This is a genomic window from Bacillus sp. FSL M7-1345 (assembly GCF_038006985.1).
Taxonomy (GTDB): Bacteria; Bacillota; Bacilli; order Bacillales; family Bacillaceae_G; genus Bacillus_A; species Bacillus_A cereus_U.
Genome location: NZ_JBBOWG010000001.1, coordinates 1,567,869 through 1,594,203, shown reverse-complemented (window position 1 = coordinate 1,594,203; position 26,335 = coordinate 1,567,869). Strand labels below are relative to the sequence as shown.

Sequence of the window (26,335 nt, the reverse complement as noted above, 5' to 3'; positions counted from 1 at the left end):
CACAATATAATTATCATTAAAAAGGACAAAGCACATAATGCTCTGACCTTTTTATTACCTTTCGGGATTATTTTTGGCTGACTTATTTCCCGGTGCAAACCAACCAATTAGTGCAATAGCAACTAATACTCCATAGAAGATTAAAGTCCAAGTTGTACTATGCGGAAAATCATGATCTAAAATACCAATGTCCTCATGAGCCAGTGTAATTACAGCTAATTTGACACCAACCCAAGCAACAATCGCATATGCCGTCGTTTCCAATGCTGGCCGTTTCTCAAGAAGCCCAACAAACCAAGTTGCCGCAAATTTAATTAAAATAAGTCCAGCGATCCCTCCAAGAAGTACAACAATGAACTGTCCTCCATCCATACCTCCGAAATCGTCAAGCGGTGAATCCGGAAGCCCTAGAGCAAGAGCAACTGCGGCTAATATTGAATCAATCGCGAAAGCAAGGTCAGCTAATGCAATCTTACCTACTGTGAACCAGTAGCTTTTACCTGCCGCTTCCTTTTCATCGTCCTCATGAATATTTTGATTGTCTTTTCCAAATTGCGCCTGAATGACATGCTTCAATCCTAAATAAAGAAGATAGGCTGCTCCTATTGCTTGTATTTGCCAAACATTTGCAATAAATGAAATCGCAAACAGGGCTGCAAATCGAAAAACAAAGGCCATAATGATTCCGTAATTTATAGCTCTTTTCTTCTCTTCTTCGGGTAAATGTTTCGCAATAACTGCTAGGACAAGAGCATTGTCAGCCGATAACAATCCTTCTAATCCGATTAAAATTAACAATGCCCAAGCATACTCTAGCCATATTGAATCCATCCGCTTCTCTCCTTTCTAAAACAAAAATCAGATAAGGTCTTTGCTCAATAGAATTTCCTATTAAGACAAATTAAATGCTAAAACATTTTGACAGTTAATTTGCTGTCCTCTATTTGTTATAATTTCAACAAAAAACAAGTCTAGATTGTGTTTTTCTTAGACAGGGTGACGCTACATTGTGCTTAAAAACTTGATGAATTCATCTTCACTTACAGGTTTACTGTAGTAATAGCCCTGAATTAGATAACATGCATTACGTTGTAACACTGTTAATTGTTCCTTCGTTTCTACCCCTTCTGCGATCACTTTCATGTTTAAAGTATGCGCTAGTGAAATAATGGTATGAATAATTTCATTTCCATCAGTAGAATTTCCGATCCTATTAACAAATTCTCTTGGGATTTTCAAGGTATCAATTGGATACAAAGGGAGATATGCTAATGAAGAATACCCTGTGCCAAAATCGTCAATTGATAAATGTACACCATATGATTTTAATGCTTTTAACTTCGCTAACGTTTCTTTTTCATCTACCATTGCTATCCGCTCAGTTAATTCTAAATCGATCGAACTAGCAGGTACCCCTACTTCTTCTATAGTAGATATGATTGTTTGAACAAAGTCCTTCTGTTCAAACTCTATAGCTGATAAATTTATCCCCATTTTTAGATTTGAATAGCCCGCAGAATGCCATTCTTTCAGTTGTCGACACGCTTCCTGTAACGTCCATTTCCCGATTGAAATAATCTGCGATGTTTCTTCCGCGATAGGTATAAACTCAAAAGGTGAAATCAGCCCCAGCTCTGGATGTTGCCAACGTATTAAAGCCTCTGCACCAATAACCATACCAGCCTTACTATCAACTTGTGGTTGATATAATAGAAACAACTCATTATTTTCTAATGCATTAGGTAAATCCTGTTCTAATCGTAATCGTCTTGTTATTTTTTTTGATAATGTCTCGTCATACATGCAAACAGCATTATTACCTTTTTCCTTTGCACTATACATAGCAATATCAGCATGTTGTAAAAGTGTAGTAGTATTTATTCCTCCAAACGGATACACTGCTATTCCTATACTAAGAGATAAGTAAAAGCTATGCTGATTTACTACAAATGCTTCTTCAGTTATACAAAATAGAGTTTCACACAAATCCAATAGCTGTTGCTCTGTATGGTTATGGACTATGATTGCAAACTCATCTCCCCCTATTCTCGCTAGAGGAATAGCCGGTAACAGACATGTCCTAAAACGTTTAGCAACTTCTTTTAAAACACTGTCACCAATTGAATGTCCCAGTGTATCATTAATAGTCTTAAAACGATTTAAATCTATATACAAGAGTCCAAATTCATCCTGCGTTTTTTGTGCACGCCCAATGGATTTTTCTAATTCTTGTTGGAAGAATATTCGATTTCCAATCCCCGTCACTGTATCATGGAATGCTAGATAGTTTATCTCATCTTGTTGTTGCTTCATTCTCGTAATGTCTTTTACCATTACATAACTCCCAAAAGTTTGCCCTTCTATCATAATTGGAACAATGGTGACGTACCAAAAATGAATGTCCTTCTCATTATTATTTTTCACACGTAATTGTAACGAAGCCGAACTGCATCGTTTCCCTTCCTGTAGAGCCGCTTCCAATTCAGATCTATCTTCATCTAAAAAAATTGAGAAGCACTCTTTACCTATTAATTCATCACTGTTTTTTCCTAATAACATACTTCCAGCCTGGTTTATATTTAACACAGTACCATTTGAATCAATCGTTAATATAGGATCTGGATGATACTCATATAATGACTTAAATCTCTCTTGATTTTTGACCAAGTCATTGGATTTGTTTATTAAATCTTCTGTTCTTTGAGATACTTTTTGTTCTAATTGATTATTAAACACTTTTAACATCTCGGTTAAATTTCTGTTTTGCATTCGTACGATTGTATGACGAATCAGCACAAATACAAATGCAATACAATTTCCAGTAATAACTGTAGCCGAGGAAGTTTGCTCTTTTAAAGTAAAGCCAATTAATACCGCAACTGCAAGATAAGGAAATATAACAAGAAGTTTCTTCCCAAATGTGGGATCGATAATAAAATAATTCCTTCTAGAAGATGCATTCTTTGGGATCGAAGCAGCAATAGCGATAAATAATAGGAAAACTCTATACAAACACCTTAATAATATAACTGAACGATCTGATAAATCATCTTGTAAGTAAAAATACAAGTAGTCTGTAATAGCCAATCCAGTTAATACGAGGATAAAAATAAATAATTTACTTTTCGCATTAAAAATAGCTGGTCGAAAGATTAGACTCACTCCTAATAAAAGAAGTAATAAATCTATAATTGGAAAAATAAATGAGAGAAAAACATCTCCAATTGATAAGAATAAGATATTTGCAGAAGGTTTATTAAACAGGTACCACTCTAATGTAAAAATGGCAGTAACAACAATACATAAATCACAAATTAAATACGCTTTTTCCCACTTGTTACATTCCATAATGATTTTATAAAAGAATGCAAAGAGAAAGAAGAATAAGAAAAACAACAAAAATACATCAGAGATATTAAAATTTTGTATCGGAAATTCTACATTAAGTACTTGAAAAGCGGATATAAAATTCCCTATCAAGAAACACCCTATTGCAATAGTAATGCAAACCCAGAATACTCCTAACTTAATTTTTCTGGATAATATAGAATAAAGTAATGAGATAAATACAGTAGTTTCAACAACTAAGGATGATAGTCGGATATTAAAATCTGATACAAAATAATGATTCGGAAAAACAAATAAAAATATAAAGCAAAAGCTTATATAGAATATTAGAGCTATTGTTAATAAGATAAATTGCAAATGTGAATGTTTAAGCAATATATTCACCTTCTTAAGTCTTTCATCATTTTTTCAAAAATTTGTTTCTAATTATTATTCATATTATGGCCATTTCAAAAGATTTCTTTCAAAATAAAGCAGCCTTACATTGCACTTGTAAATATTTAACAACCACATAACAGGAATTACAAAAAATATGAGCAGTTATGTCCTTAACACTATCAATTATTGTTATACGAACTATTTATGTAACAAGTTGATTTCATAGCTAATGAGTTCAAAGAATGTTTTCTTTGAACTCATTGTATACTGCCCATCTGAATCATATAACTTAACTATTTTTAAATTAAAATTTCACGTGAAAATAATGAATGTAGGTGTATGCCCCTATCTATTTATCTTTTTTTCTTCATAACTTCTATAGTATTCATTAAGTACGCTAACTTAAACACCGACTTATTTATAATCCTTAATAAGTCGGCGCCAGTATACACTATAAAACTAAAACACATTACAAATAACAAAATTATACTTTAGCAATTTATAAATTACTTATTCCTAGAATTACTAAATTCCCTTTTACTTATTTCAACCTATATTCAGATACATTATTTCCTTTCCATTCATAATAATCTAAAATCCCTTCATAAATGGCTTGTGCTGCAATCTGTCTACCGTTTGCCGTAGATAGTTTACTGTAATCGATACCATTATCTATAAAAGCCAGTTCCGTTAACACAGCTGGCATGCCGTTTTCTCTTATAACATGAAGATCTCCATGTTTAACGCCTCTATCACGTGTTTGAAGGGCCTCTACTAAACGTGCTTGGATTTTTTCCGCTAACACATGACTTTCTTCCACATGAGGATTTGTTTTTTCGGATTCAGAAGATTTATAATAGTATGTTTCTGTCCCTTTTGCATTACCATTATAAGCATTTGCATGAATACTTATAAAGATATCCCCCTGATTTTGCTTAGCAAATTTAACACGTTCCTGTAAAGAGCTTTTTTGATCATGTCCAGGTCTAGTATCAGATTCACGAGTTAATAAAACTGTAAATGGTGTATGTTTTTCAAGCAATTGTTGTAGGCGTAAGGAAGTGTCTAATACAATTTTACTTTCAGGCAATCCTTTTGTGGCTTTTCCAGGATCTTCACCACCATGTCCAGGATCAATAATGATTGTTTTACTTTCTAAAGGGTTTTTCGGACTGTATTGAAGGGTATCTGTTTTGGCAGTAAGTTGTGCGGCTTCTGCACGTGTTATGAATTTATTTGGTTGCCAACCATTATCAGTACCAACAGAAATCTTTAAATCAATTAAAATATTGGCAAATTTTTCACCCCAATGTCCTTTTAAATCATCAAATTTACTTTGCCCATTACTATTTGTTCTATCTTGTAGCTTATATGCATTTACTAACATTGTTGCCATTGCAGCACGAGTAACTTTTCCAGAAGGATTAAATATTCCATTTCCTTCACCTTTAATTATTCCTGCTTTTTCAGCAGCAGCAATATACGGCGTTCCCCAGTGGTTTTGTGAATCTGTAAAAGATGGTTTTGCATTTAAGTCAATATGTATACCAAGGGCCTTTGTCATAATTGTTGCCGCAGAAGCCCTATCTAATGTATCACTTGAACCAAAAGTTCCATCTGGATAACCACTCAATACTTTTTTATCAACTAAATAATTAACGGATTTGTCAGCCCATGCAGGAACATCTGGGAATTTATGAGTATTTGCAAATGCACTAGATGAATAGGATAGTAGACTTCCAGCAAGAATTCCTGTAGCAATTAATTTGTATTTCAAAATGTAACACCTCTAAAAAATTATTACAACTTGGTAAATATATCATTTATAGTTAATCTTTAAATAATACGACTTAGAATAAAGAATAGATTAAATACGTATTATCCCTATATTAAAGATATTAAAAATACCAAATACAAATCGAACTATTATTCCGAAAAGAATCCTGAGACATACACTTATAGATAGAAACTATTAAATATATTCACCAACGTCGTGTAACCAGTATAGTTACTTATATGTACGAGTGTCAATTAAAAAAACCTTACATTTTTGTAAGATAACCATGTTAATTGTGTAGTAAGTAATTATTATATAATGTGAATAATTACTCGGTATAATAAAATAGTAATCTTATATTTTAAACAAATATTGATTATCTTGGTAGGCAAATAACTTATAACAGCCGCCTTTTTGGCTATGCTTTGGAATCCTACTTTACTCTTCAATTCTCCGTATTAAAAGTTTGTTGATGAAATGTAATAACAACTGTACGATTATACAACTTATTCACCTCAATTAAATCAGTTAAATATTGAGGAAGAGTCGGTTTATCTTTAAAATCATTATGTATTAAGTCCTTTCACAGTGACAATACGCATATTCCCAGTATTTTTCTGATGACAATACTACAAAGTAAGACCTAGCTCCTTCCTTTTGTACAAATTTTTGATTTACTAAAATTAATTATAACTTTTCCTCTGCCCGAAATGATTCCATACAAAACAAAAGGGAAATACATATACACTATGTATTTCCCTTTTGTTTTGTACCCATTTTTATTGTGGTACGGTCATAACCTGACCGCTACTATCAACCATAATTTTCATTTTTCCGTCTTGAGCGTTATATAATCCTAGCTTATGTAAATCTTGTTTGCACTCTTTTACGAAGAAAGGCAACGTACGAATTTGATCGATATCAGAGCTCGTAATGAAATGAATTAAATGATGCGTCATTTCTTTAATATCATGTACAAGGTCTTCCTTCTCTCGCTTTAACCTATCATTTTCACTTCGTAATGAATGTACTTCACCTTCAAGACCTCGAGCGTTCTTCTCTTCTTTCGAGCGCCCTGCAGCCATGCTAGAAAGCTTATAAATCCCCGCCATGAACTGATGCAATTCGTGTTCTTTCTTTTCACTACATTGACTAATTGTTTCAAAGTTATCCACGATGCCAGATATAACTGTTACGAGGCTTTTTTCATCTTCTTCATTTCGAACGTCTTCATTTGCTTCCTGCTTGCTTTCTTGTTTTATCTCAGCAATTGTCTCTTTTACAGGTGCATATTTACGTTTTCGCCCCGGTTTTTGTTTTTCGATATTTTCAAACGGGATTTCTTGTTTTTTTAATTTATAATACGTGTTCTGTAATTGACTTTCTGTTTTCGGAAATAAATTCAGTTCATTTTTACTAACATATTTTGAAATGTTTGCGATGTTTAAGCCTTGACGCTGACAAAATTGATATACTTCATACAATAGTTCTAGTTCAGACTTCAACCATGTAATCTCTGATTTTTCATATACTCGCATACCGCCATTTTTTTCTATATCTATTTGAAATAATACCATTCTATTATATAAATCGATAAGCTCTTCATACTTTATTCGGAATTGTTTCTCTATTTTTTTAAATTCCGCCTCTAATTTCATATCGTTCGTTTTATTATTTGACATGTTTTGTAAAAGACTTAATACATTGATTGCTGTGTGGTGATACATAATATGTGTCACTCCCCCTCATCCTTTCACAATTCTCATCTGACTCCCATGTCTTTTAAGAAAATAGAAATTTACACATATCCATATTATAACATTTCGAAATTATCTGTCAAATAATTAACATACAAAAAAGTATAAAAAGTATGTAAATAATAGAAAAGATTTTTTAAGAAAATAATAAAAAAATCTAACACGATGCTATACCAATAAAATGTGTTTAATTATATTATATGGTATTCTTAATGTAATTTCACCGAAAAATTTTGCGCTATCACGAAATATTACTAACACATTCCAGAGATACATCCTCTTATATTTTTAAATAAAAAAAGCCTACCACTTATTAAGTAAACCAATCAATAATCCCTAAATACAAACAGCTAACTACACGAAAGAGACTATTAATACTTACAGTCATAAACACTCCAGAAACGTTTGATTTCTCTGCCTGTACAAAGCATAGAATACTAAAAAGGAACTAACCAGTACTATACATGGCTAGTTCCTCTCTTTCAGCTAAAAAAATGTATTTTAAACCGATTCTTCAAACTCTCACTCAGAGGCTCACTTCTAACTAAATAGAAAAGAGTTGTAAACCGGTTCTTCAAACCCTCACTCGGAGGCTCACTTCTTTCACTAACCTAATAACACTCCATATCTCTGGTCTTACATCGCATGGAAACCTATTAGGCACTGACCGCTTCCTCACTTGGCTAGTTCCTCTATTCCCACTAAAAAGCGTGTTTTAAAACGGTTCTTCAAACCCTCACTCGAAAGCCTACTTCGTCGACTTACCTAAAATCACTCCATATCTCTGGTCTTACACATCGCATGGACCTCTATTAGGTACTGACCGCTCCCATACTTGGCTAGTTCCTCTATTCCAGCTAAAAAGAAGCTTTTAAAGCACTAACTTATCAACTAAACCAATTAACTCTTGAATATCAGGCTTACTCACTTGAGCATTCGCTCCAACTGCCTCACCTTTATGGAACAACTCATTCGTAATTAAAGAAGAGAAAATAATAACTGGTAATTGCTTCATTACTTCACTGTCTTTAATTACTTTCGTTAAATGATGTCCATCCATTTTTGGCATTTCAATATCTGTAATAAGCAGATGAATATGTTCAAACATTTTTTCACCTTGCTCTTTTGCTAGTTTTTCAATTTGCGCTAACGCTTCTGCACCATTGCTGAAGAAATTCATTTTCGTATATCCAGCTGTTGATAATGTTTCTTCTAGTATTTGGCGAAGCATCGCTGAATCTTCTGCAATATAAATAACTTTTTCAGCACGATCTGTTTTTTGCTCTAATCCTGAAAGTGTTTTATTGTCATAACCAGTGTTACTAATTTCGCAAACAATTTTTTCATAATCTAACAATAAGATAATTTTCCCATCTAGTTTTACAATTCCAGACGTCGTTTCTTCTAGTCCCATAGATAATGAAGCTGGCTCATCAATTTGTTCCCAAGAAATGCGTTGAATACGATGCACTTCATCAACACGGAAAATAACTTTCATTTGGTTTAATTCCGAGATGATAAATTTCGTTTGATCAAGTGGCTTTATAGATTTTAAATTAAGAGCTGTCGCTAAGTTAATAACAGGTAAGATTTCACCGCGTACTTGAACAACACCTTCAACTGCATGATGAGATTCCGGCACAGTTGTAACAGGGAATGGATTAATAATTTCACGCACTTTCATTACATTGATGCTAAATAAATTTTCACCAACAGTATAAGTTACGATTTCTAATTCGTTTGTTCCACTTTCTAATAAAATACTTTGTGCTTGTGACATAAAGGTGTCGCTCCCCTTTCATTAATTCCGTATATCTAATTATTAAGCTTTAATGAACCCCAAAAGTCAACTACCTATATGAAAATATAGGTAGTTGACTGAGCCTTATAGTTTTAAAGTAATAAAAACAGTGGTAAAGCTTAATCTTGTATAAACGAAGCAAGTGCCTCTAGTAACACTTCTTGCGCTCCTACAATTTCTGTCGGCATCGCTTCCCATTTTTTTGCAAGCTCTGTTTCCACTCTCACTCTAAGCTCTGGATTCATTTCTCCTAGTACATATTCCTTTGTAGCTATATCAACATCAAGGAGTGCAAGTGCATATAATTCCGAATCGTTTATTTTTTTAAATACTTGTTTCAATACCGCCGGTGCTATATGTTTTAACTTTTCAATGTGAATTTCCTTATCCGAAAATAGTAACTCATATTGAATAAACGTAACATTTTCTTTAATCACTTTAAAATAGCAATTATTCTTTTTATCATTTACAAAATAACCGTTCGGATCTGCAATAATACTCTCTACTTGACGTATTAAATTAGGCAAACTACTCGCCGTCATTACAGTACGTTGCTCAACCTCACTTGGCGAAATGAATGTAACGCGATACTTATTCTGCGCCATCCTCCTCACCTCTCCTTTTATATAAACTTAGTCTAATTATACAATATAGCACAACTATCTTAAATTAATCTATATCTATTTCAAATCACTGCTCATAGGCCCTATATCTTCAAAGAGAGAAGAGGCACCACCTAAACACTTGGATTCCAGCCTCTCCAACTACCTTAAAACCACTACATATCTCTAGTCTTACAACATACGAGCCACTCATAAGCACTGACCGCTACTACTCATCGCTGGACCCTCTCTCAAAACCTAAAAAGAAAGCTTTTAAGCCCCTTTCAACAACTCAATGTTATTGAACCAAAAAGCAAGCTGCTGATCCGTAATATCCGGCAACATAACGAAAAACTCACGGCACTTCATCTCATCTTTAAACAATTGATACTGCCAAACACCATTACTACCAATACTTACGAAATAAAACTCGTGTATAAGGCCAATGACTGCTTGTTTTTCACCAAACGAATATGGAGGCACTTGTTTGATTTCAAATTGATCTGGTAAATATACATGCTCTTCTCGTTCTATTTTTAACACTTGCTCAGCAAGCTCACGTTTATTTTCGAAAAAAGGCAATTGTAAAATTCGCTCTTGTCTTGTCATACGAATAAAAAACCCTTTCTACTACGTTACAATTTTTCTTTACGATTTATTATCGAATTAAGTTCACAACTTCATTTAATACTTCATCTGAAATTTTAATTACTTTCGCATTTCCTTGGAATCCGCGTTGGTATAACATTAAATCAACGAATTCTACAGATAAATCTACGTTTGCACCTTCTTGTGCGCCACCACGTACTTTTCCTGCACCGTTTTGACCAGATACGCCCATTGCTAAAATACCAGTTGTATTTGTCGCTGTATAGTTACCATTTCCGTTTTTCATTAAACCGCCCTCATTTGGGAACATTGCAACAGCTAATTGACCAGCAGATTTCATACTTCCATCAGAATATTTTACCATCACATATCCACCGTCAGCAATAAAGCAATCTTTAACAGTCGCCGCCGCTCTACCATCTACGTTTGTTACTGATAATGTTTTCTCTGTCGGATGGTTTGTTAATTTACTAAAATCTAAATTTACTGTTCCGCCATTAAACGGAATAGCTGCTCCTGGATTTTGCTGATTTGGATTTCCTACTGCATCAAATGTCATATTACCACCTGCACCTTGAACATCCTGAAACTCTGTTTCTTTTTTCGAATCATTACGCATCTGTACTTTATATGTATAATTATGTTCGCTCGTTTGTTTAAATTCTACACGCATTGTCCATGTATTACCGGCATCATCATATACAGGCAATTCTTGCGTAATCTGTTTTGCATCAGTTGGAATATTCCCTCCGATTACTCCTTTTGACGTTCGAATACCACCGATTGCTGATCCCATTGGAATTTGCAACGGTCCTGGAATACCAGATAAATCAACTTCACCAGTTGCTGCATTTGCAGGATATGCGAATACGTATTGGCCTTCTGTATTCGTAATATAGTAATCTGAAGATATCCCAAATGTACCTTTACGCGTAAATTCCGTGTTGCCGCCTTTTGAATCACCAACTACGAAGAAACCATTACCTTCCATCGCTGCTTGTGTTTTACCACCCGTTAACGTAATTGTACCATCGCTATAGTCCGTAACTGTTCCGCTCATTTTCACACCATTACCGATACTTTTCGGGTTCGTTCCTGCGTATTTACCATCGCCTTTTGCACCAATTGAATTGTTGTATAATAAATCATCAAACATTGCTTTTTGTTTTTTATAACCAACTGTTTGTGCATTGGCAATATTATTTGAAGTAACACTTAATGCATTTTGTGTTGCATTCATTCCTGTAATACTTGTATATAACGCTTTAATCATAACGTATGGACACTCCCTTATGAATTTGTTATTTTTACTTCTTCAGCTACTTTTTGATCGTCTTTCTTTGCATCTTCTGGATTCGTTTCTCCAATTGGTTTATCAGACACTCTTTCCACGAAACGAAGAGACACTACTTTATTATCAATAACGAGCTGTACTTCGTTATTTTCTGCAAGGCGAACTGTTTCTACTTGACCAGTTACTTTGTTCCCTTCACCGTCAATACCTCTTACATACTTTCCTAAAAACTTCATTCCACCATCAAGCGCTGTCGAATGCATCGTCGTTCTTAAAGAGTCAACTGCTTTTGTCATATTTTGTACTTGTTCCATAAGAGATAACTGCGCTGTTTGGTTCATCATTTGATTCATATCCATCGCATTAAATGGATCTTGATGTTGGAAACTCGATAAAAACAATTTTAGGAAATCATCTTTTCCCATTACCCCAGGAGTTTTTTGCTCCCCTGCTGAAACTCCATTTGTTTGTTGAACTGGCGATTGTACACCGTTAACAGGTACATTACTTTTTTGCGCTCCTGCTTGTAACGGAATATGATTTGTACTCGTTGTATTTAATCCAACTGTTGGCACGCTTTATTCCTCCAATAATCCCGCAAATTCTTTTGATTGTTGTTTCTCATGTTTCGTATTTGCTAATTTTTGTTTTTGCCTTTGCTCTTGTTCTCGTTGTTCTTTACGATGTTCATCTTTTTCTGAATAACTAATTTGAATATTAATTTCTTTTTCTTTTAACTTTAGCTTCAAATCGTCAAAAATCATTTCAACACGTTTTTTCGCATCGTGTTTTTCCATTTCTACATGAACCTCAATTTGATCTCCATGCTTTTTCATAAATACAGTTAATGTACCAAGTTTTTCTGGATTTAGCTGGAATAAAACACGTTCTTGTTTCACTACAAACTTTTGCAATGCTTCTACTTGTGCTTCTATTTTCTTACCTAAGTCAGGTAATGTAACCTTCTCAGCTCCACTATTTTGTTTTCCTATTTGGTCAGTACCCGTTGCTTTATTTAATAACTCAGCTCCGGCTGAACTGGAATCATTTAACTGATCGACTTTTGGTAACTCTACCTTCACATCATCGCTCTCTGCTTTCGGGAGTTCTACTTCCTTAGACTCCTCTTGTTTCTTTGCAATATTACAAGTTTCTGATTCTACGACTTTTAATACTTGCAACGTCTGCTCTGGCATTGTCACCTTGTCTAACGCCATTTGCATTGTATCTTCTAAACATATGACATTTTTAATATTCATGTTCGAAAGGAGTTCTTGTAATTGTTGTAATTCAGCTGCAGGCAATTCGTTCAGTTTAATATTTCCGTATTCTTTATATAATTCTTGTATTTTTTGTATGTATTGATATAACAATTCTGGCTGCACACGTAATTGCTCAATTGCAATCATTTGCTCAGATACAGCTAGTAATAATTGTTCTGTCTCTTTTTTTTCTTCTTTCTTTACAATCGGCTCTTCTTTCGTTACCGTTTTTTTTGCGAGAAGATATTCTTTCTTCTCTTCTTCTGGTGCTTCTTCTCGTTTCGGTTTCTCCGTTTTCGGCTGTTTTTTATTTTCAATTCTCATTGTATTATCAAATGAAGAATTTTCATTTTTTGATTGCACTTCTAGCCCTTTTTCTTTTTGCGGAGGTAAACTCTGTTGCACCGGTAATACAAATTGTATCACTACATCCACCTCATCCGTTCATACACATTTTTAAATCAAGAAGCATTTTTTCTTCTAACTTTTCTTTTACTTTCGCAAGCTTCTTACAATCTTCTTGATACATTTCATCAATGACACGTTCTTTTTCTTTTATTTTCTCTAAAAGGCTTTCATTTTTTTGAATAAAACCTTCTGTTTTTTTAATTTTCCGATTCCATTCTTCTATTCTTTCAGGTGAAAATGTATGTGAAGACAGCATACCAGCCATAATACGTTGCCCAGTTTGTACGACTTTACTACGTGATTTCACAACATACAGATCATATTCTTTTTTTTGTTCTATTTTTCTTTTTTCAGCTGTTAGTTCGTACACTTCTTTCAAGATTTGTTCTTTCTCTTGATTAATCTGCAATTTTATCGTGTCGTACTGCTGCTTATCCACCTGTTTTCATAGCCCCTTCCTATTATAACGTTCCCTTTTTCTATTATATAGTTTTTTTACAAAAAAATCTGTGAAATATTAAAATCAAAAAAATAAGACCTCAAAGGGCGAGGTCTTATACAATATGGTACATCGCTTGGACAATATCTTCAAAATGAAAGCTATCCGTTCGACCTTGTTTTAAAAACTTATTTATAGCTTCCACTTTATTTTTACATTCAAAAATATAAGCATTTTCTTCATTTTCTTGAATTGTTCCTAATTTAAAATACAATTCATTCTCTTTATAAATAGATAAAATTTTTCTCATTTCATTGGCAAGTTGCCAATGATTCTGCGATACGATTTCTTCCATAATCCTACTCACCGAATCTAGTACGGAAATGGCAGGATAATGGCTAAGCGTCGCAAGCTCACGCTTTAATACAATATGTCCATCTAAAATACCACGTGCTAAATCTGGTACGGGACCATTTAAATCGTCACCATCAACTAGTACCGTATAAATACCTGTTATAGAGCCTTTTTGCGTTTTTCCGGATCGCTCTAATAACTTTTTCATATAACTTTCCATTAACAGTGTTTTACCACCGATCGGTAATTCCTTTACTGCAATATCAACACTGCGGCGAGCGTCGGCAAAACGAGTAACTGAATCCATCATAAGTAATACGTTATTTCCTTGATCACGAAAATATTCAGCAATAGACGTTGCAAGCTTTGCCGCACGAAGTTGCATAAGGTGACTTTCATCTGACGTCGCTACAACAACGACGCTTTTTTTTATACCTTCTTCACCTAATTCTTTTCGAATAAAGTCTTTTACTTCTCGGCCACGCTCACCTACTAAACTAATAACGTTAATATCAGCTTTTGCGTTTTTCGCAATCATTCCAAGTAATGTAGATTTCCCAACACCCGATCCTGCAAAAATACCAATCTTTTGCCCAATGCCAATCGTTAACATAGAATCAATCGATTTAATTCCCGTTTCAAATACGTCTGTAATTTCCTCACGCTCAAATGCATGAATCGGCGGTGCATCTAATTTTATTTTTTGCACTGGAATATTTTCAGCATCTTCGTTTAACACTTTGCCATTTGCACTTAACACTTTTCCTAGCAAATGATTACCACGGGGCACAACGACATCTTCTGCAATTAATGTAACTGAATCTCCGTAACATACTTTTTCTGTCTGTTCAAATGGTAGTAACATATTATTTTCTTTTTCAATTGCAATAACTTCACATAAGACGCTATGTTCTCCAACGAGACAAACATCTCCAATCTTCGCTTTCGGACCTTTCGCTACAAAAAACTGCTCTTGTACACTATGAACTTTGCCAACTTTCGTATAAAACGGCGTTTCAATAAACGTATTCCATTTATTATGTTCGTTCATGAGCTTGTTGTTCATACGTTTTGCTCCTCAAACAACTTTTCTTCTTCCCATTTATGACGAAGTTTCGCAAATATAGGTGCAAATTTAAATTCAAAAAACTCTTTCTCTTCTTCCAAAACAAATTCGCCAAACTGTAAAGAAAAATCATACTTCCATTCTACTAATTGTAGTAACCAATACTCTTTCGTATTTTCTTTCTCTTCTTGTATACGCTCAAATGTTTCTGGATGAACCGTTATAGTTAATTTTTCAAATGAAGTAGGCAATGTTTGCACGATACCTGTTAAAATCGGCAAAACGTCTAATAATCGTGAATCTACCGCTTGATTCACGATTTTTTCTGCTAATTGAAAAGATTGATTCCATAATAACTCTGTCCATTCATATGCCGTTTCTTGTTGCTCTTTTTGAAACTGTATACGCGCTACTTCCATCTGCTCCATTTGTTCATGAATATGCATTTGAAACTGTTCTTTATCCTGTAACAACCGCTGACGCTCTTGCTCTAGCATTTGCTGCTGCTGCCTTAGTTGATGCATTTCAATATGTAATACATCTTGCTGTGCTAGAAGTTCTGCATGATCTACTTGTATTTCTTCTTGGGCGTGAACTGATATTGGTTTCGGGAATTGTAATTCATACGTTTCTTCAGAAAAAGAAACAGAATTCTTCGGAATTCTGTTTTTAAATAAGGACATCATCTTCACCTCTTTGAACGATAATTCTTCCTTCTTTTTCTAGTTTTTTCACTGTACCTGTAATCGTTTGCTGCGCTTTTTCAGCATCCGTCATCTTAAGCGGTCCTAAGCCATCTAACTCTTCTAGAATCATCTCTTTACGGTTTGAAGACATACATGTAAATAATTTCTCTTTAATTTCTTCTTTTGCAATTTTAATTGCTTTCGCAATAACACCGTTATCTGTAATTTCCTCTAATACGCGGCGAAGTGCAAGATCTTCAAGACCGAGTAAGTCTTCAAAGACAAACATATTTTCTTTAATTTTCTCAGATAACTCATAATCGACTTCATCGAGCTTTTGAAAGACTGTTTTTTCAACGCCTCGTGAAACGTTATTTAAAATGTTCACAATCGTTTTCAATCCATCTGTTTTATTAATAGCACTAAATGCCATATTATTTAATTTTGCTTTTAATAACTCACCAATTTGATTAATTAATTCACCATCTACTTGCTCTAGCTTCGCAATGCCCATTACCGTTTCTACACGTTTATGATCTGGTAATCTCTCAATTAATTGAGATGCTAGTTGAGGCTTAATATAAGAAGCAATAATTGCTATCGTTTGTGGCGATTCATCATTAAGCACTGTAAGAAGTGGCTCTAAATCTGTTAGTGAATTTAAGAATTCAAATGGATTATCTTTGTTGTACCAAAGGTCTTCTAATAATTTTTCCAACTCGTCTTCTGGCATATTTTTAAATATACGACGAATGTATTCTTTATCTGGGGTCACTAAATTTAATTCTTTTACATTTAGTTCATACAGAAACTCCCCTAGTACATTTTCTAACGTTTCTGCTTTATATACACGAAACTTCGCAATTTCACGAAGTAACACTTCTTTTTCCTCAGCCGTCATATATTCAATGACTTTTGCTGCCACCTCTTCGTCTAATGTACGAATGAGGATGGCAGCTTTTTCTTTGGAGGAGATTTCATCTAACATTGTTTTTCCTCCCTTACTTATCCGTTTAGCCATTTTTTAATAACTTTTGCAGTACCTTCTACATGCTCTCTCGTAGCTTCCTGCACTTGGTCATCTAATGTAGGTTCTGCCGGTTCTACTGGTTCTGGTTTTGGCTCTGGTACTATTTTCTCTTCAGGAATTTCCATAATGCTTTCACTACTTGCAGCAACTTCCTCTTCTGCTAAGTATTCATCATATTCCTCTTCTTCTTTCTTTTTCTTACGTCTTGCTAAGAAGAACCATAATAGGCCACCAAGCGCTAACAATCCACCTGTAATTCCACCGAATAACCACCAGTTAATGCCGATTTTTTCTGGCTCTTTCTCTTTCTCTACTTTCGGTTGATCAAACTGAACAGTTACAACGTTAACTTGACCATTTATAAAGTTTCCATTCGGATCAGCTTGAAGTCCAGCAGCTGTACCAATTGCTTCTTTAAACGTTGTCATATCAATTCTTCGTTTTACTAACGTATCATTATCGACCCATACAACAACATTTGTTTTTGTTAATTCCGGATGTTTCTTAATCGTTTCAACCGTTTTATCTATCTCATAGTTTTCAACTTTGTTACCATTTTTATTATCGTAGACGATTTTACCATTTTGATTATTGTTCGTACCGTAGTTTGGCACTTCACCATTCGCTGTAATACCAGCACTTGGCTTCGCATCCGCTCCCTCTTGCGCAGTAGAGCTTTCCTCTTGCTCTTGTTTACTGCGAAGTACACCTTTATCACCATATTTTTCTGACTGACGTGTAACTTCATCATAATTTACAGACACTTTCGTATTCACTTTATATTCATTTGGCTTAAACATCGTCATTAACGTCGCGTCAATATCTTGCTTTAATTTACCTTCAATTTGTTGTTGCATCTCAACTTCTTTTTCATAAGAAGAGGAACTAGTAGATTGCGCTGCATCTGCTCCTTTTGAGATAACACCTTTTTTGCTATCAATAACACTTACTTCTTCTGCTTTCACACCTGGAACGGCTGCACTAATCATTTGCTGTATACCCGCAACTTGATCAGCTGTTAATAGTTGTCCACGTTTCACACCAATGGTAATTGCTGCTGTTCCCTTTGCCTTTTCTTCATCGAAAATGGTTTCTTTTTCAGGTAATGTAATTTGCACATTCGCCGTTTCAACTGTCGCAAAGTTTCTTACAATATCTTGCTCCAATTGCTTTTTCGTACCGACAATCTGCTTCATTTTCTTATCTTGCTCACTTGAACCGAGCGAGCTTTCTAATAAAATTTCCTCACCGCTTTTTGAATTAAACGGTAAGCCCATTCCATTCATTTCTTTTCGAACCCATGGAGCATCGTTCTTTTGCACTCGAATCGAACCATCAGCTGCTAATTGATAATCAACACCTAGCTTCGATAATTCTGCTGTAATCTCTTGCTTATCTGTATCGTTTAAATTTTGATATACAACAACATATTTATCTGGCAAGGTGAAGTATAAAAGTGCTCCTGTTACAATCGCTAAAAGCGCAGCACCAATTACTAACTTATGCCACGTTTTCAACGATTGGAAAACATTTTTTATCTTTTCCATTTAAACACACCCGTCCATTTTCCTAAATTTGCATATTAATTAGTGACTTATAATTCTCAATAAGGTTATCTCGTACAAGAGCAGCCGTTTTCATTTGTGATTCAGCTTTCTTCTGCTGAATTAAAACATCATGCGTTTCTCCTACCCCTTTTGTCAGTAAATCATATACTGCTGTTTGTGCATTATTTTGCGTTTGATTCATATCTTCCAATAAATCAATAAACTTTTTGCCTTCAACTACAGATGTTTCTGAAGTTTTCGGTACGCCAATTGGCTGAATTGCTCCAAATGGCTGTGTATTTAACACTGGTTGGATTTTCATATTTCCCATCTTCCCTCTTATCCTCGGCCGATTTCTAAATCTTTATCGAGCATTTTTTTGTTTGCATTTAATACACTCGTATTTGCTTCATACATTTTTTGAGCAACCATTACATTCGTCATCTCAGCTGTCACATCAATGTTCGGATAACGTACATATCCTTCTTCATTTGCATGTGGATGCGTCGGATCATACACAAGATTTTCATTTCGATCCGTTTCAATACTTTTTATTTTCACTCCGTTAGTAGGAGCTCCATCTAGCATACTTGCAAAACTATTGTTTGATTCTAGCACCACACTTCGGCGGTGATACGGCTCTGCGCCCGGCGCTCCCGTCGTATTTGCATTTACGATATTGTTAGAAGTAACTTCCATCCATTTTCTCGCTGTAGTTAGTCCTGAGCCACTTGCATTAATTGCTTGGAACATCGTTGTCTCTCCTTCTACTCTTAACGTCCACGTGCTGCTTGGTTAATTGCGTATTGCGTATTAATCGCATTAATTGAGATACCGTATAATTGGTTTGTTTTCATTAAATCTAGCATTTCTGTCGTTACGTCCACACTATTTCCATCTTTATTCGTTTGCATTGATTTCGTTTGAATCTTTGCATATGTATTTTTCGCATTTACTGTTGGTAAGTGCATTTCATTCGTTTGATATAAGTCTGAATTACTCTTTAAATCCGCAGCATTTTTTTTGAATAGCGGATTATTTATATTCATTTGTTCAGCAAATGTTACATCTTGTGCTTTAAACCCTGGTGTATTCGCATTTGCAATATTACTAGAAACAGTATTTCGCTTCGTTACTAAATAATTCATATAATGACTAACATCACTAACTAAGTCCGGCATATTCCACACCCTTCTTTTTTCCATCATGCTCGCTTACGGCATGATCATCCACTGATGGAAGTTTCACTTTATTATTCATTTCCTTATATGTATTTATTAAAATGTTATCTATTATGTACCCTTTCATATTTTATTCCATTTTCCCATTGTTGTCTTTAGAAAAATACAAAAATATATAAAAGAATAAAAAAACTGTATTCACTTAGTAATCTATATAACATTTCTATATAAGAACAATAAAATAAAGTTCTTTTTTTTATTATTTAGATTATTTCTGTTTTTTCATTACAGTCATAAAGTGAAACCTCAATCAGCGGAACGCTTTTATTCAAACAACGGAATGGATTCCCCTTATAATAAGGAGAACCCGTTTCCATACTTTACAATTAATATTTACCGTAAAACGAATTAGCTTTCATTCGTCCATCATTTGTCATAATCATTTCTTCCAAAATCTTTTGCTTATCTCGAATATGTTGAGCTGCCTTTATTATTAATGGACTCACTTCCGCTGCAACATCTGCTCGCGTCTTTTCATCCAAGGTCATCATCCAGCGATTTAACATAGCACTTTTCTCAGCAAATTCTTCATCTGACACTTGTAATTCACCGATTTCATTAAAACAGCCGACAAACGCTCGATAAATATCATTGTTCATTTTCGAGTGCTCCGCGGTAACCGTCTATTAAATCTTGTAACACTTGCACAATCGCATCCATGTCTTTTACTTCACGCGTTACTTTCATCGTCTGAATTTGAATGCTAATCCAATCGTATAAACCGAATAGACTATCATACAAATCTTTAGTAATCTCAGGATTTAATTGAAGCTTTAACTCTTCAAAAATACGTTCTAATTTTTCAAGAAGTGCATCTCCTTCTTGTAGTTTAAAAGTATTTAAAAGCTCTTCTAAATTACGAAACTCAACGATACATCTTTCATAAATAAAAATTGTATTTTTAATTGGATTACTCGTCATAATATCATTTTGCATATAACGTTGCCATGCTTGCATACGATCACTTCCTCAACTTTCATTAATCATCACTTTTTTGTTTTGTCATTGCTTTAATTGTTTTTAGTTGGCTATCTAGCGCCGCTAATGTACTTTCTAGCTTTTGATACTTCTTCACAATCTCATCTTGTTTTTGCAGATTTTGTGTTTCAATATCTTTAATCTTTTTATCTAAATCACTTACACGTGAATCGATGTTTTTTACACGCTCTCCGACTACACCTTTATCACCAAATAGTTTATCAAGTGGTTCTTCCATCATCTTCCCTAAACCGTTAGAACCAAAGAAAAATTGCTTCGCTGCATCCGGCTTGTCTTTTAACGCTTGTGTTAATTTTTCATCATTAACTTCCATCGTCCCGTCTTGCTTTAATTGAATTCCAAATGAAAACAAATAATTACCGTCTTGAGAAAATGTTACGATGTTATTCATCGCTTGACGTACACTTTGCATAATAGCTTGACCTTGGAAGGCTCCACCTTTTCCAGCAAAAATATCTATTGTAGAAACAGCTTTATTATAATCAGCTACCATTTTTTTAATAATATTTGATGCGTCTGTTACATTTGAATCACTTACTGTAAACTTCAGATCAATACCTTTTACTTTTGAATCTGTTGTTGTACCTGCATCTGGTTTTTCTTCACCTGGTTTTTCGTCTACTTTTGGCTCCGTTACTTTTAACAATTCAATTTTCACGCCAGGAAGAGCTTCAATTGTATTCGTAGGACTTTTGTCCTCGATACCGTTAATACTATATATAGCATTTTTCGCTTCATTAATAGTATTTAATTTCATTTCCGTCTTAGTTTCACTGTCTTGATTTGTGCCTGTCCCTTTAATTTCCACCTCTGAATAAAATAGTTCAGTAAGTACGTTAGGTGGTGTACTTGCTAATTTAATAGCGTTTGCCTCTCCTTCTTTCGTAGAGGACATAAAAATTTTATTACCAAGTGTATATGCTGATACCCCATAATCCCCATCATTAATTTTATTAATTAAATCTTTATATGTCATATCAGTTGTTACTTTTAGTTCTTTATCGCCTAGTTTTATTGTTTCATTTCTTGGAAGCTTCTCATTTATATTATCAATAGAATTAGAAGCTATTTGATGACGCTGTGCGAGCTGTGTAATCGTCATATTAAAAGTTCCTGCAATCGCTCCACCATCAGCTTTTACATTAATATAACCGTCTTGTGTTGTTGTAACTTTTTTCTCATTCCCTTTAAAAGCCGCTAAGTTTTTAAATGTTTGTGTGAAAGAACTAAATTCTGATTTTAAACTTGTGTATAATAGTTTATCTTGTGAAAGTTGGTTCTTTTCATTAGCATACGGTGTTTTTCTCATATCTAACGCTTGCATTTCTAATTCTACAAAGTTAGATGTATCGATCATATTATTTCCGAGGTTCCAGATCTGTTGTCTACCGCCAATACCTGTTAATGTTCCTGCCATGTTGTCTCACTCCTTATTGTTTACATGTAGTCTAAAATACTCGTTTTACTCATCGTACTAACCGCTTTAAGCGTCGCTTCATACGTTGCATTGATATATGCTAGGTCAGAAATTGCTACCGCCAAATCGACATCTTCAATTTCTTTACGGTTTTCTTGAAGTGCTAAATTTTGCTCGCTTAAAATCGTTTTAAACGTCTCCATTGTATTCATAGTTGAACCAACTTCAGTTGTACGGTTAATGATGCTATCTAAGTTTTTCTTATTTTCTCCTAATAGTGGTTGCAAAGCTTTTTGATCACCGTTATTCAGCGCTTCACTCATCTGTTTTAACGTTTTTATAACCGGTGATAATAATTCTTCTCCGTTACGAAATGCTTTTAATTCATAGCCATCATTTAGTTGCCAGTTCACATCATTTTTTCCACCTTGATACGTACCATCTTCTGTGAATGGAACTTGCTCAGCACTATCACCACCGAAAATATAACGGCCTTGCTCTTTCGTATTCGCTAAATATACAACTTGTTTTAAAATTTGATCAATCTCTGCACCGATTGCCTTCAATTCTTTTTCGCTATTCGTTCCATTTAACGCTTGCACTGTTAATTGATCCGCTCTTGTTAAAGATTTAAAAACACCTTGTAAAGTATTTTCAGTTTGTGTTAATACATTTTTCGAATCCGCTAAATCTTTTTGCATTTGTTCAATATTTGCTAACGAATGTTGAATCGCAAATGATTTACTTGCTGCAAGCGGATCTTCACTCATGAGAAGATTTTTTTTACCTGAAGTTACTTGATTTCGGTGATATTGCTGTTGCACATTCAAATCCATCATCTGATTCTTTGCCCAGTTTGCATTTTGAAATGTAGATACTCTCATCCCTATCTCCTCCTTTATCTATATTTGACTTAGCGCGGGGAAGCAACCACAACTGTACGGCTATTTTCTTCCCTACCATCCAATCATTTCATATCTCTGGTCTTACACGGCTTGGTCCACTAAAAGGCTCTATCCGCTTCCACACTATGCCGGATCCTCTCTCTACACATAAAAGAAAGAGACGTTTCGTTTTTATTTGACATGGCTGTTCTCTAACCTAACCCACAACCCTCTGGTCTCACATCGCTTGGTCCACTAATAGGCTCTGACCGCCTCTATCTAACGCAGGACCCTCTCTCTACACATAAAAAAAGCTCTTTTTCATTTTTATTTAACACGAGGACGATACATTTACTACACATGGCTTTCCTCTTAGCTAACTTATCATTCAATCATTTCATATCTCTGGTCTTACACGGCTTGGTCCACTAAAAGGCTCTGTCCGCTTCCACCCTATGCAGGACCCTCTCTCTACACATAAAAAAAGGGGCTTCGTTTCTACCTCGCGTTATCTAATAATCGAAAACAGACTGTCAAATACTTCATTCATCGTTGTAATGGCCTTAGAGTTTGCCACGAAGTATTTCTGGAAGGCCATTAAATTAACCATTTCCTCTTCCATATTGACGCCTTCTATACTCATCTTTTCTTGCTGAATACCTTCTAATAAGTCTTTATGAATATTTTGATAAGCATTCACTGCACTTTTATCAGAAGCTACACCAACTATAAATTGGTCTAACGCTTGTTTATAAGAAAGACCTTCTTTATAATCTCCATCTGTAATTCCTGCCAGTTTATTTGCTGTTTCAGCAGAAATTTTCATTTTTGAAACATCTTTTGCGAATTCAGGATTTAACTGAATATCTTTCGCATGATCTCCAACGAAGAAATCTTTTCCCATCACTGTATTCACTTGATTTTTCACAGAACTCATTAAGTCTTCAATATTTTTCTTATAACTAGCAATCTTTCCTTTCGTATCTATTGCTGATTGAATGGCTCCACCTGTTAAAGGAATATCCGATCCATAAATCGCAACAGTCATCGGTTCGCTCCCCTTATTTAATTGAAGTGGATATGTGTCTTGTCCATTTACTGTTAAAACGCCATTCATTCTAACACTCGCGATATTAGGATTCATAGATTCATAAGACACTTCTATATTGGCATATTTAGACATCTCTGTAATAATACGATCACGTTCATCTAATAGTTGATTAGGTACTTGTGTCCCTGCCTGTCCAATTTTTTTATTCGCTTCTGCTAAACTAGCACCAAGACGATTAAATTCATTGACATGCGCTTCAATATCTTCTGTCGTCTGTACTTCCGCTGTATCTAAGTTTTTCGCAAGACGATTTATTTGACTTGTGAACTTTCCAGTTTCAGCAACTAATGTATCGTAGTAGTTTGATTGTTCTGGATTTTTCGCAACTTCACGAAAAGCATTAAAAAAACCATCCATTAAACTAGATAATGAATTCTTTCCTGTAGTTCCTACCATAGACTCTACTCGTGATAAAGTAGAATTCATATATGCATAGTAAGAGAACTGTGACAACTGATCATTAAATTGCTTCGTTTTCACTTCATCAGTAATTCGGTCAACACCTAATGTTTGTACACCCGAACCAATTCTCTGTCCTGGCGTATGACCATTACTTGCTCCTACAGACCCTAAATTCACGGCTTGACGCACATAACCAGGCGTATGAATGTTAGATAAGTTTTGTTTCGTCGTTTGTAATCCCATTTGGGCCGCTAGCATACCAGATAGCGGTGTATTATAATCAGATAACCTCATAATGCTTCACTTCTCCTTTACAATAGTTCATTCATAAAGATTTGCGAATTATTGTTTTTCTCCAAATTGTATTCAGAAACGGAATCTACAATACTCTCTGTAGTTTTTAATAGTACGTTTAAGTAATATTGATTTTTCAAAAGAATCATTTTTACATTTTCTTCTAATTCATTTAAAATTTTTTGTAATTCTTCTATTTTTTCAATTTCTTCCGGTGAAAAATACGAAAATAGCGAACGCATACGCAATGGTTCGACTTTCTTTTCTTCACAAAACTGAACAACCATCTCCTCAAAAGAGCGAGATAATCCTTTTACACCTTCTATGTACTGCAATTGTTCCACTTGCAGCTTTTGAACTGCATTTACATTTTTATGTTTTAAATTCTCATATATTTGTTCTCCAAGCGTTTGAATATTTTCATATGCTTTTTGAATGATAACAAGCTTTTCATATAATTGTATGTACATATAGCTTCCTTCCCTTTTACAAGACTAAATTTACAATTAAACCATGAATTTCTCCAATTTGATTTAACATTTCTAAATGCCCTGTTTTCGTATTAATTAAATTCATAACATCTTCCATTTCATTTAATCCCACTTCAGCTTGTTTTACAATTGTCATTTTCTGCGAATATCCATAACGCGGATGACGAGACATAACGTCTTTATATTGCAGTAAGTTATCAACGTAAAAATTCAAAAATGATTTCACAGTATTTTTGTATTCCATAACATTATCAAGCGTTAACTCTAATTCAATTTTCTCTTTAATTTCCCCAATGTTATCAACTAGCGCTTCCATTTGTTCTAACAATTTATCTTTTTTCGGATCTGCATGCAAATTATCCGAAAATGCAAGTCCTGTCCTGACATTTGCTTCTTTCGGCATTTGAGTAGCAGGCGGTATATGCGATAAAATTGGATTATGCGAGATAGAACGTAGCATATATATCACCTATTTATTTTTTTATTTCTTTCAAAACTTAATCGTAAAATCCAGTTATTTATAATTATACTCTGAACACTCATATTTTGCAGTTATTTTTTATAGAAGATATGTTACAATTTAGCATGAGGTGGCACAAATCTATGAATATTTTTCTTTGTGGTTCAAATCAATTAACAGCATTAGATCAAGAAGAAATAAAAAATTTTTTAATTGACTATGCTCACAAACATAAAATTTACATATTATGCTATAAAGCTATTGAAAATGAAGTTCTTCGTTTTTTCATTGAAAACGAAAGACTCGCTCAAAATTTATGCCTTTATACGCTACAACCGTTACATGTATTAACAGACGAATTTCAAGAAGTCGTTGATTATTTAAAAAAACACGGGGCTGAATATATTGCTTTTGATCATCCTTCCGACTCCATTTATCGATCAGATTATATGTTTTTTGTAAAGCAAATTGTCGAAGATACTGATTTAGTTCTCTGTTTTTATAATGGGGATAAACATACGTCTGTCATTCCTATTGACATTGCAAAAGAAGCAGGAGTTGACGCCGTCATTTATGATTTACCAGGCTTACATGAAAAGCAGATGAAAAAAAGCTTTGAACAAAAAATTCGTATGACGTAAAGGGGGAGGCACAATATCGTTATTGTGCCTATTGTAA

The 26,335-nt window shown here is 34.3% G+C and carries 26 protein-coding genes and 1 pseudogene; 1 reads left to right on the top strand and 26 read right to left on the bottom strand.

From position 1 onward, the window contains the following. Positions 1-54 precede the first annotated feature (54 nt). The 26 genes and pseudogenes from MHB76_RS08300 to MHB76_RS08175 form a co-directional block, all read right to left on the bottom strand. Complete coding sequence (locus MHB76_RS08300) at positions 55-831, bottom strand: TerC family protein (protein WP_078173060.1); 777 nt, start codon at positions 829-831, stop codon at positions 55-57. A 171-nt stretch (positions 832-1,002) separates the two neighbouring features. Beyond that, the gene (locus MHB76_RS08295) at positions 1,003-3,723 is read right to left on the bottom strand and encodes a sensor domain-containing protein (protein WP_078173059.1); all 2,721 of its coding nucleotides are present in this window, start codon (positions 3,721-3,723) and stop codon (positions 1,003-1,005) included. A gap of 544 nt (positions 3,724-4,267) precedes the next feature. Beyond that, positions 4,268-5,503, bottom strand: coding sequence for an N-acetylmuramoyl-L-alanine amidase (locus tag MHB76_RS08290; protein ID WP_078173058.1), 1,236 nt, complete (start codon positions 5,501-5,503; stop codon positions 4,268-4,270). Positions 5,504-5,960: 457 nt separating this feature from the next. Next, positions 5,961-6,190, bottom strand: a pseudogene (locus MHB76_RS08285) (Ger(x)C family spore germination protein); the annotation flags it as partial. Between the two features lie 92 nt (positions 6,191-6,282). Beyond that, a complete protein-coding gene (locus MHB76_RS08280) occupies positions 6,283-7,230 on the bottom strand; it encodes a DNA-binding domain-containing protein (RefSeq protein ID WP_078173057.1) in 948 nt (315 codons plus the stop codon). 901 nt (positions 7,231-8,131) lie between these two features. Then, positions 8,132-9,040 carry a chemotaxis protein gene (locus MHB76_RS08275; protein WP_016104401.1) on the bottom strand — a complete coding sequence of 303 codons (909 nt, stop codon included), beginning with the start codon at positions 9,038-9,040 and terminating at the stop codon, positions 8,132-8,134. A gap of 140 nt (positions 9,041-9,180) precedes the next feature. Beyond that, the gene (locus tag MHB76_RS08270; protein WP_016104400.1) at positions 9,181-9,666 is read right to left on the bottom strand and encodes a hypothetical protein; all 486 of its coding nucleotides are present in this window, start codon (positions 9,664-9,666) and stop codon (positions 9,181-9,183) included. Between the two features lie 270 nt (positions 9,667-9,936). Then, complete coding sequence (locus MHB76_RS08265) at positions 9,937-10,272, bottom strand: DUF3964 family protein (RefSeq protein ID WP_016104399.1); 336 nt, start codon at positions 10,270-10,272, stop codon at positions 9,937-9,939. 49 nt (positions 10,273-10,321) lie between these two features. After that, positions 10,322-11,545, bottom strand: coding sequence for a flagellar hook protein FlgE (locus MHB76_RS08260; protein WP_078173056.1), 1,224 nt, complete (start codon positions 11,543-11,545; stop codon positions 10,322-10,324). A gap of 17 nt (positions 11,546-11,562) precedes the next feature. Further along, the gene (locus MHB76_RS08255) at positions 11,563-12,141 is read right to left on the bottom strand and encodes a flagellar hook assembly protein FlgD (RefSeq protein WP_016104397.1); all 579 of its coding nucleotides are present in this window, start codon (positions 12,139-12,141) and stop codon (positions 11,563-11,565) included. 3 nt (positions 12,142-12,144) lie between these two features. After that, complete coding sequence (locus MHB76_RS08250) at positions 12,145-13,254, bottom strand: flagellar hook-length control protein FliK (RefSeq protein ID WP_078173055.1); 1,110 nt, start codon at positions 13,252-13,254, stop codon at positions 12,145-12,147. Positions 13,255-13,264: 10 nt separating this feature from the next. Then, a complete protein-coding gene (locus tag MHB76_RS08245) occupies positions 13,265-13,675 on the bottom strand; it encodes a hypothetical protein (protein WP_002201046.1) in 411 nt (136 codons plus the stop codon). 115 nt (positions 13,676-13,790) lie between these two features. Beyond that, positions 13,791-15,095 carry a flagellar protein export ATPase FliI gene (gene fliI / locus MHB76_RS08240; protein ID WP_078173054.1) on the bottom strand — a complete coding sequence of 435 codons (1,305 nt, stop codon included), beginning with the start codon at positions 15,093-15,095 and terminating at the stop codon, positions 13,791-13,793. Next, complete coding sequence (locus tag MHB76_RS08235; RefSeq protein ID WP_078173053.1) at positions 15,092-15,778, bottom strand: FliH/SctL family protein; 687 nt, start codon at positions 15,776-15,778, stop codon at positions 15,092-15,094. The genes fliI and MHB76_RS08235 overlap by 4 nt, the downstream gene beginning before the upstream one ends. Next, complete coding sequence (locus MHB76_RS08230) at positions 15,765-16,769, bottom strand: flagellar motor switch protein FliG (protein WP_016104393.1); 1,005 nt, start codon at positions 16,767-16,769, stop codon at positions 15,765-15,767. The genes MHB76_RS08235 and MHB76_RS08230 overlap by 14 nt, the downstream gene beginning before the upstream one ends. A 17-nt stretch (positions 16,770-16,786) precedes the next feature. After that, positions 16,787-18,358: a flagellar basal-body MS-ring/collar protein FliF gene (gene fliF / locus MHB76_RS08225; protein ID WP_078173052.1), complete on the bottom strand. Its 1,572-nt coding sequence runs from the start codon at positions 18,356-18,358 to the stop codon at positions 16,787-16,789. 22 nt (positions 18,359-18,380) lie between these two features. Then, positions 18,381-18,680: a flagellar hook-basal body complex protein FliE gene (gene fliE, locus MHB76_RS08220; protein WP_078173225.1), complete on the bottom strand. Its 300-nt coding sequence runs from the start codon at positions 18,678-18,680 to the stop codon at positions 18,381-18,383. Between the two features lie 17 nt (positions 18,681-18,697). Next, complete coding sequence (flgC, locus tag MHB76_RS08215; RefSeq protein WP_002030933.1) at positions 18,698-19,111, bottom strand: flagellar basal body rod protein FlgC; 414 nt, start codon at positions 19,109-19,111, stop codon at positions 18,698-18,700. A gap of 20 nt (positions 19,112-19,131) precedes the next feature. Further along, positions 19,132-19,539 carry a flagellar basal body rod protein FlgB gene (gene flgB, locus MHB76_RS08210; RefSeq protein WP_078173051.1) on the bottom strand — a complete coding sequence of 136 codons (408 nt, stop codon included), beginning with the start codon at positions 19,537-19,539 and terminating at the stop codon, positions 19,132-19,134. 386 nt (positions 19,540-19,925) lie between these two features. Beyond that, positions 19,926-20,198, bottom strand: a complete 273-nt coding sequence (locus MHB76_RS08205) for a hypothetical protein (protein ID WP_002201054.1) — start codon at positions 20,196-20,198, stop codon at positions 19,926-19,928. Continuing rightward, a complete protein-coding gene (locus tag MHB76_RS08200; protein ID WP_016104388.1) occupies positions 20,188-20,556 on the bottom strand; it encodes a flagellar export chaperone FliS in 369 nt (122 codons plus the stop codon). Before MHB76_RS08200 ends, MHB76_RS08205 begins: the two co-directional genes overlap by 11 nt. Positions 20,557-20,578: 22 nt before the next feature. Beyond that, positions 20,579-22,015 carry a flagellar hook-associated protein 2 gene (locus MHB76_RS08195; protein WP_078173050.1) on the bottom strand — a complete coding sequence of 479 codons (1,437 nt, stop codon included), beginning with the start codon at positions 22,013-22,015 and terminating at the stop codon, positions 20,579-20,581. Between the two features lie 20 nt (positions 22,016-22,035). Then, positions 22,036-22,899, bottom strand: coding sequence for a flagellar hook-associated protein 3 (locus MHB76_RS08190; protein WP_002149158.1), 864 nt, complete (start codon positions 22,897-22,899; stop codon positions 22,036-22,038). A 508-nt stretch (positions 22,900-23,407) separates the two neighbouring features. Continuing rightward, positions 23,408-24,706, bottom strand: coding sequence for a flagellar hook-associated protein FlgK (gene flgK, locus MHB76_RS08185; RefSeq protein WP_044441430.1), 1,299 nt, complete (start codon positions 24,704-24,706; stop codon positions 23,408-23,410). A 17-nt stretch (positions 24,707-24,723) separates the two neighbouring features. Beyond that, positions 24,724-25,176, bottom strand: coding sequence for a hypothetical protein (locus MHB76_RS08180; RefSeq protein WP_078173049.1), 453 nt, complete (start codon positions 25,174-25,176; stop codon positions 24,724-24,726). A 16-nt stretch (positions 25,177-25,192) separates the two neighbouring features. Next, on the bottom strand, positions 25,193-25,657 hold the full coding sequence (locus MHB76_RS08175; RefSeq protein WP_002149161.1) for a YaaR family protein: 465 nt from the start codon (positions 25,655-25,657) through the stop codon (positions 25,193-25,195). Positions 25,658-25,800: 143 nt separating this feature from the next. Between MHB76_RS08175 and MHB76_RS08170 the strand changes: the two genes are divergently transcribed. After that, the gene (locus MHB76_RS08170) at positions 25,801-26,298 is read left to right on the top strand and encodes a flagellar motor switch protein FliG (protein WP_078173048.1); all 498 of its coding nucleotides are present in this window, start codon (positions 25,801-25,803) and stop codon (positions 26,296-26,298) included. Positions 26,299-26,335 lie beyond the last annotated feature (37 nt).